The sequence below is a fragment of the Streptomyces caeni genome, from assembly GCF_042678285.1.
Lineage (GTDB): Bacteria > Actinomycetota > Actinomycetes > Streptomycetales > Streptomycetaceae > Streptomyces > Streptomyces caeni.
Window position 1 is genome coordinate 108,243 of record NZ_JBHUDX010000005.1, and the last position, 6,192, is coordinate 114,434.

6 protein-coding genes are annotated in these 6,192 nt (G+C 73.8%); 4 read left to right on the plus strand and 2 right to left on the minus strand.

Annotation, left to right across the window (positions count from 1 at the left end; all coding sequences use genetic code 11):
* Window positions 1-1,296 (plus strand): HAD-IC family P-type ATPase (locus tag ACFSL4_RS02830; protein ID WP_381077942.1); only part of this gene is annotated, 1,296 nt, incomplete at its 5' end.
* A 674-nt stretch (window positions 1,297-1,970) separates the two neighbouring features.
* Entirely contained in the window at window positions 1,971-2,957 is a 987-nt protein-coding gene (locus tag ACFSL4_RS02835) for a zinc-dependent alcohol dehydrogenase family protein (protein WP_381077945.1), read from the plus strand.
* Window positions 2,958-3,018: 61 nt separating this feature from the next.
* Here the strand turns inward: ACFSL4_RS02835 and ACFSL4_RS02840 are convergent, their stop codons facing one another.
* On the minus strand, window positions 3,019-3,591 hold the full coding sequence (locus ACFSL4_RS02840; RefSeq protein ID WP_381077948.1) for a TetR/AcrR family transcriptional regulator: 573 nt from the start codon (window positions 3,589-3,591) through the stop codon (window positions 3,019-3,021).
* 203 nt (window positions 3,592-3,794) lie between these two features.
* On the opposite strand from ACFSL4_RS02840, the gene lexA reads away from it, so the two are divergent.
* Window positions 3,795-4,469, plus strand: coding sequence for a transcriptional repressor LexA (gene lexA / locus ACFSL4_RS02845; protein ID WP_381077951.1), 675 nt, complete (start codon window positions 3,795-3,797; stop codon window positions 4,467-4,469).
* 115 nt (window positions 4,470-4,584) lie between these two features.
* Entirely contained in the window at window positions 4,585-5,334 is a 750-nt protein-coding gene (locus ACFSL4_RS02850; RefSeq protein ID WP_381077954.1) for an SOS response-associated peptidase, read from the plus strand.
* 103 nt (window positions 5,335-5,437) lie between these two features.
* Here the strand turns inward: ACFSL4_RS02850 and ACFSL4_RS02855 are convergent, their stop codons facing one another.
* Entirely contained in the window at window positions 5,438-6,091 is a 654-nt protein-coding gene (locus ACFSL4_RS02855; protein WP_381077957.1) for an adenylate kinase, read from the minus strand.
* Between the last annotated feature and the right edge of the window lie 101 nt (window positions 6,092-6,192).

Sequence of the window (6,192 nt, forward strand, 5' to 3'; positions counted from 1 at the left end):
GAACGGACCCTGCGGCCGGGCGAGGAGCTCACCGACGACGCGGTGCGGGACCTGGTCTTCGCCGGGTTCGTCGTGCTGGCCGACCCGGTACGCCCCGGGGCGGCACCGGCCACCGCCCGGCTGCGCGCGGCCGGGGTGCACACCGTCCTGCTCACCGGGGACCACGCCGCCACCGCCGAGGCCATCGCCGCATCGGTGACCGGCGAGCCGGACCAGACGGTGTGCACCGGGCCGGAGCTGGACGCCCTCGACGACGACGCGCTCGACGCGCTGCTGCCGACGGTCGACATCGTCGCCCGGTGCACACCGCACCACAAGGTCCGCATCGTCCAGGCCTTCCAGCGCCTCGGCCGGGTCGTGGCGATGACCGGCGACGGCGCCAACGACGCCCCGGCCATCCGCCTCGCGGACGTCGGCATCGCCCTGGGACGCCGCGGCACTCCCGCGGCCACGGCCGCCGCCGACCTGGTCATCGGTGACGACCGGCTGGAGACGATCGTCACCGCCCTGACCGAGGGCCGGGCGATGTGGACCTCCGTCAGGACCGCGCTGGCCATCCTGATCGGTGGCAACCTCGGCGAGGTCACCTTCGGGGTGCTCGCCTCCGCGCTGGCCGGCGGCTCACCGCTGAGCGCCCGTCAGATCATGCTGGTCAACCTTCTCACGGACCTCGCTCCCGCCCTCTCCATCGCCGTACGCACACCGGCCGAGAGCACCGGGGAACAGCTCCTCCAGGAGGGCCCCCACCACTCGCTGGGCACCGCGCTGACCCGGGAGATGCTGCAGCGCGGACTGACCACTGCGCTGGGTGCCGGACTCGCCTGGACGGCCGCCCGCTTCACCGGCACGCGGCGCCGCGCCGGCACGGTGGCGCTGGTGGCCCTGGTCGGTACGCAGCTCGCGCAGACCCTCACCAGCGGCGGCGCGGACCGCCAGGTGCTCGCCGCCACCGTGGGTTCGGCCGCCGTGCTCGTCGGCATCATCCAGACCCCGGGCGTCAGCCGGTTCTTCGGATCAACTCCCCTCGGCCCGGTCGGCTGGGGCGTCGCCCTGACCGCCATCACCACCGCCACGTTCCTCCACTCGGCTCTGAAGCCGCTCTCGGACCGCCTGGCCCGCACGGCATGGCTGGCGGCCGCGGTCGAGGGAACCGGCGAGCACGGGCCGCCGTCGGCGCCGGCGGCCCTCGCGGCGGTCCCGGCCGCCTGGCTGACAGGGGCACTGTCCCGCCTCGGACTGCTTCCCGCGGGGCCCGGCGCCGCGGTCACCCCGGGGCCGGCGCACCGGCTCGGCTGATCCCGGCGGGAGGGGGCCACTTGATCCCGGCGGGAGGGGGCACTCGCCACGTGCTCACCCGCTCGGGCCGAGACGGGAGGCGCGTGTGGCCCACGTCGGCCGCCTGGGCACGGCGCGGATCGCCCTCGGCCCGCGTCCCTGGGGCCCGTACAGCCTGGTGACCGTCGATGCTGCGGCACCGCGCGATGCTCGCCCGGCCGGGCCCGACTCCGCGAGGCGGCCGGTGACCGGGCCTCACACGACTGACCCGGGCGCAGCAGAGCACGTGCGCCGCGACCGCGGCAGGGGGGCGGAGGAGGCGGCGATGCCGGACCCCGTGGTGATCGGCGCGGGCCCAACCGTGGTGATCGGCGCGGGCCCCGACGGGCTGGTCGCGTCGAACCTCCCCGGAGGCCTTCGCCCGGGGAGGCGGATGCGCCCGGCGCCGGCGCTACGCGGCGGTGTCTGCCCCGGGCCCGGCCCGCGCCCAGCGCCTGCTGACCCGGCGCGATGGATCAGTGGCCGGGTCCGACGGCGGTGGCGGGTGCCGGCGCCGGGGCGGTCCCGCGGCACTTGCCCCCCTTAATCGAACGTACTAGTTTGTTTGATTAAGGGGGACGGTCACTGTCGCGGCCACCACCGCGCCCCGGAAGGCGCCGGCACGGCAACACGGCGCGGAGAGAAGAGGCACCGCCATGCGCGCAGTAGTTCTGGAGCAGTTCGGCACTCCGCTGGTCCTGGCCCGGGTCGAGGACCCGGTCCCGGGGCCGGGGCAGGTGCTGGTGCGGGTCGAGGCCAGCGGTGTGAACCCTCTGGACACCAAGATCCGCGCGGGCAGGGCCGCCCATGCGCAAAGCCGCCTGCCCGCGGTGCTGGGTCTGGACCTGGCGGGCGTGGTGGAGGAGACCGGCCCCGACGTCACGGGCTTCGCGCCGGGCGACGAGGTCTACGGGCTCACCGGTGGCGTGGGCGACCTGCAGGGCTCGCTCGCCGAGTACGCGGCCGTGGACGCCAGGCTGCTCGCACCCAGGCCGGCCTCCATGACCCTGCGTGAAGCGGCGGCCCTGCCGCTCGTGGTCATCACGGCCTGGGAGGGCCTGGTCGACCGCGCCGGTGTCCACTCGGGGCAGAAGGTCCTGATCCACGGCGGGGCCGGAGGGATCGGCCACGTCGCCGTCCAGATCGCCCGCGCCCGTGGTGCCGAGGTCTTCGCGACGGGATCCACCGCGAGCCTGGAGACCATTCGGCGGCTGGGGGCCACCGCGGTCGACTACACCGCCACGTCCGTCGAGGACTACGTTGCGGAGCACACCGGGGGCGAGGGCTTCGACATCGTCTTCGACACCGTCGGCGGTACGACGCTCGACGCGTCCTTCGCCGCGGTCCGCACCTACACCGGCCATGTCGTCAGCGCCCTGGGCTGGGGCAGCCACAGCCTCGCCCCGCTGTCGTTCCGGGGAGCCACCTACTCCGGCGTGTTCACGCTGCTGCCCATGCTCACCGGCCGCGGCCGGGAGCACCACGGCGACATCCTGCGCGAGGCCGCGGCGCTCGCGGACGAGGGAGCGCTCAAGCCGCTCCTCGACCCCCGGCACTTCACCCTCTCCACCGTCATGGACGCCCACGCCGCGGTGGAGAGCGGCACCGCCGAGGGCAAGGTCGTCGTCGACGTCGAGGAGTGAGGGCGCCGGGAGGCAGGGGCGCGGGGGCGCCGGGCGGCGACGCGGGGGCGGCGGGACGCGATCAGGTCTGGCCGGCGACCAGGCGCCGTGCCGCGGACTTCGCCTCCTCGACGACCGCGCGGTCCTGCAGCAGACGGCCGGACGTCAAGGCGCCGTCGATCAGCAGGCCGATGTGCCGGGCGAGCGCCGCGGGGTTCTCGGCTCCCGCCGCGGCGCTCAGCTCGGTCAGCCACGCCTGGCGGCGCCGGGTGTGCTCCACGGTGATGGCCCGGGCCTCCGAGTCCGGATCGGCCTCGACCGCCGCGCTGACGAAGGGGCACCCGAAGAAGCCGTGGCGCTCGAAAGCGGCCGTCAGCGCGTCGAACAGCCCGACGAGCTGGTCGCGCGCGTCATCACCCGCGGCCGCGGCGGCGCTCTGCAGCTGCGCCCTCCAGGAGTCGTCGGTCCTGCGCAGATACGCCGCGACGAGCTCCTCCTTGGTGCGGAAGTGCACGTACAGCGTCGACTTCGCGACGCCCGAGGCCTCGATGACCTGCTCGATGCCCACTCCGCGGAGCCCATGGACGTAGAACAGATCGGCCGCCGCGGTGAGGATCCTCTCCACGGACTTCGTCTTACGGACCTGAGTCACCATGACCGCCTCCCTGATCGAACATACCAGTCCGACCGATTAAGGAAGGCGACGGCAGGGCGCCCGAAGGGCCGATCCGGTCGACGGCGGGCCGCGGTCCGGCCGTGACGTCCGTCATCGCCGCCATGATTTCCCGCAGTCCGTTCCACGGGTGAGCGACGACGGGTTATGGTCGCGTTCGCGAGATCTTGACGGAAGGGCCGGGAATGACGAACAGCCGACCAGCACGCCGGGGCCGGCCGCCGGGTATCCGCACCGTCGAGGGGGAGCTGACCCGCCGCCAGGAGGACATCGTCCGGTTCATCACGGACACCGTCCGGCGACAGGGCTACCCGCCGTCGATGCGGGAGATCGGGCAGGCGGTGGACCTCGCGAGCACCTCCTCCGTCGCCCATCAGCTGATGGTGCTGGAACGCAAGGGCGTTCTGTACCGCGACCCCAACCGGCCGCGCGCCTACCGGGTGCGGCCCTCCTGGGCCCCCGACCTCGACTCCCGGGCGGAGCCGCCGGCGGAAGTGCCCCTGGTCGGGCGGATCGCCGCCGGCGCGCCCCTGCTCGCGGAGGAGATGGTCGAGGACGTCTACCTGCTGCCGCGTCAGATCGTCGGAGAGGGAGAGCTGTTCGCGCTCACCGTGTCCGGCGACAGCATGATCGACGCGGCGATCTGCGACGGGGACATCGTCACCGTCCGCCGCCAGGACAGCGCCGACCACGGCGACATCGTCGCGGCCCTCCTGGACGACGAGGCCACCGTCAAGCAGTTGCGCCGCAAGGACGGCCAGGTGTGGCTGATGCCCCGCAACCCCGCGTACGAGCCGATCCCCGGCGAACAGGCGATCATTCTCGGCAAGGTGGTGGGCGTCCTGCGCCGGCTGCCCTGAGCGGGCCGGCCGCACGGCCGACCGCCACCGGGGCCCGCGGGCCGTGCCCCCCGACACGGATGCCGAGGGCCGCTGCCGGGAGGGCGGCCCGGCGTCACCGTGGCACAGTGGCGGTATGTGCGGCCGCTATGTCTCCACCCGCAGCCCCGAGGACCTGGTCCGGCTCTTCCACGTCACGGACTGGCGCCCCGAGGAAGCACTGGCGCCGAACTGGAACGTGGCCCCGACCGACGACGTGTGGGCCGTCCTGGAGCGCGCCCCACGGCACGCGGGGGACACGTCGACGGTGCGCCGGCAACTGCGGTCGGTGCGCTGGGGCCTGGTGCCGTCCTGGGCGAAGGACACGAAGATCGGTGCCCGGCTGATCAACGCGCGGGTCGAGACCGTGCACGAGAAGCCCGCCTTCCGCCGCGCGTTCGCCGGACGCCGCTGTCTGCTGCCGGCCGACGGCTTCTACGAGTGGCAGCAGATCACGGCGCGGGACACCGGAAAGACCCGGAAACAGCCCTACTTCATCCATCCCGAGGACGGGCAGGTGATGGCGCTCGCCGGGCTGTACGAGTACTGGCGCGATCCGGCGGCCGAACGGGACGACGACCCCGCAGCCTGGCTGATGACCTGCACCGTCATCACCACCGAGGCCACCGACGCGGCCGGCCGTATCCACCCCCGCATGCCGCTGGCCCTCGCCCCGGACCACTACGACGCCTGGCTCGACCCCGGCCACCGGGACCCCGACGAGCTCCGCGCGCTGCTGGTGCCGCCCGCGGACGGCCATCTGGACACCAGGCCCGTCTCCACGGCCGTCAACAGCGTCCGCACCAACGGCCCCCAGCTCCTGGAGGAGGTCGCGGCGAAAGAATGAAGGTGCGCGGCGGGGGGCCGGATCCTGCCTCCGGCCCCCCGCCGCCGACACCGTGACCGGCTGCCCTTCGTCGCGCAGCCGGTCGCGGCGGGTCATGGCGCGCCTACGGCGTCGTCAGCGCCAGCGCCGCGCACACCCGGTCGGAGATCTCCGGCACCGTCCCCATGGCATCCACCCGCAGCAGCAGCCCCCGGTCCGCGTACCACCGCAGGAGCGGCACGGTCTGCTCCGCGTAGACGGCGAGGCGACGCAGAACCGTCTCCTCGGTGTCGTCGGCCCGCCGGGTCAGCTCGTTCCCACAGGCGTCGCACCGCCCGGGCACCCGGGGCGGAGAGAACACGACGTGCACGGTCGTCCCGCATCCCGGGCAGATCCGCCGCCCCGTCAGCCGCTGCACGATCTCGTCGTCCGGCATGTCGAAGGCGAGCACCGCGTCCAGCGTGGTTTCGCCCTCGGCCAGGGACTCTTCGAGCAGTGCGGCCTGCCGTACGGTCCGGGGGAAGCCGTCGAGCAGGAAGCCGCCCACCGCGTCCGGCTCGCCCAGGCGACGGGTGACCATGGTGGTGGTCACCTCGTCGGGCACCAGCTCACCGGCGTCCGTGTGCTGCTTGGCGAGCTGCCCGAGCACGGTGCCCTCACGGATCTCGGCGCGCAGCAGGTCGCCGCTGGAGACGGCCGGTACGGACAGCCGTTCGGTGAGGATCCGGGCCTGGGTGCCCTTCCCCGCCCCCGGTGGGCCGATCAGGACGATGCGCATGTCTCTTCTTGTTCCTCGTCAGTCTTCCGCCGATGCGGCGGGAAGGTTCGCCTGGATCAGGTCCATCACCGTCGAGTCGGTGAGGGTGGTGACGTCTCCGA

What these genes read in the sequence shown, in the direction of transcription:
- lexA (WP_381077951.1), top strand. Translation starts at nt 3,795, where the DNA reads ATGACGAACAGCCGACCAGCACGCCGGGGCCGGCCGCCGGGTATCCGC.
- ACFSL4_RS02850 (WP_381077954.1), top strand. Translation starts at nt 4,585, where the DNA reads ATGTGCGGCCGCTATGTCTCCACCCGCAGCCCCGAGGACCTGGTCCGG.
- ACFSL4_RS02855 (WP_381077957.1), bottom strand. Translation starts at nt 6,091, where the DNA reads ATGCGCATCGTCCTGATCGGCCCACCGGGGGCGGGGAAGGGCACCCAG.
- ACFSL4_RS02835 (WP_381077945.1), top strand. Translation starts at nt 1,971, where the DNA reads ATGCGCGCAGTAGTTCTGGAGCAGTTCGGCACTCCGCTGGTCCTGGCC.
- ACFSL4_RS02840 (WP_381077948.1), bottom strand. Translation starts at nt 3,591, where the DNA reads ATGGTGACTCAGGTCCGTAAGACGAAGTCCGTGGAGAGGATCCTCACC.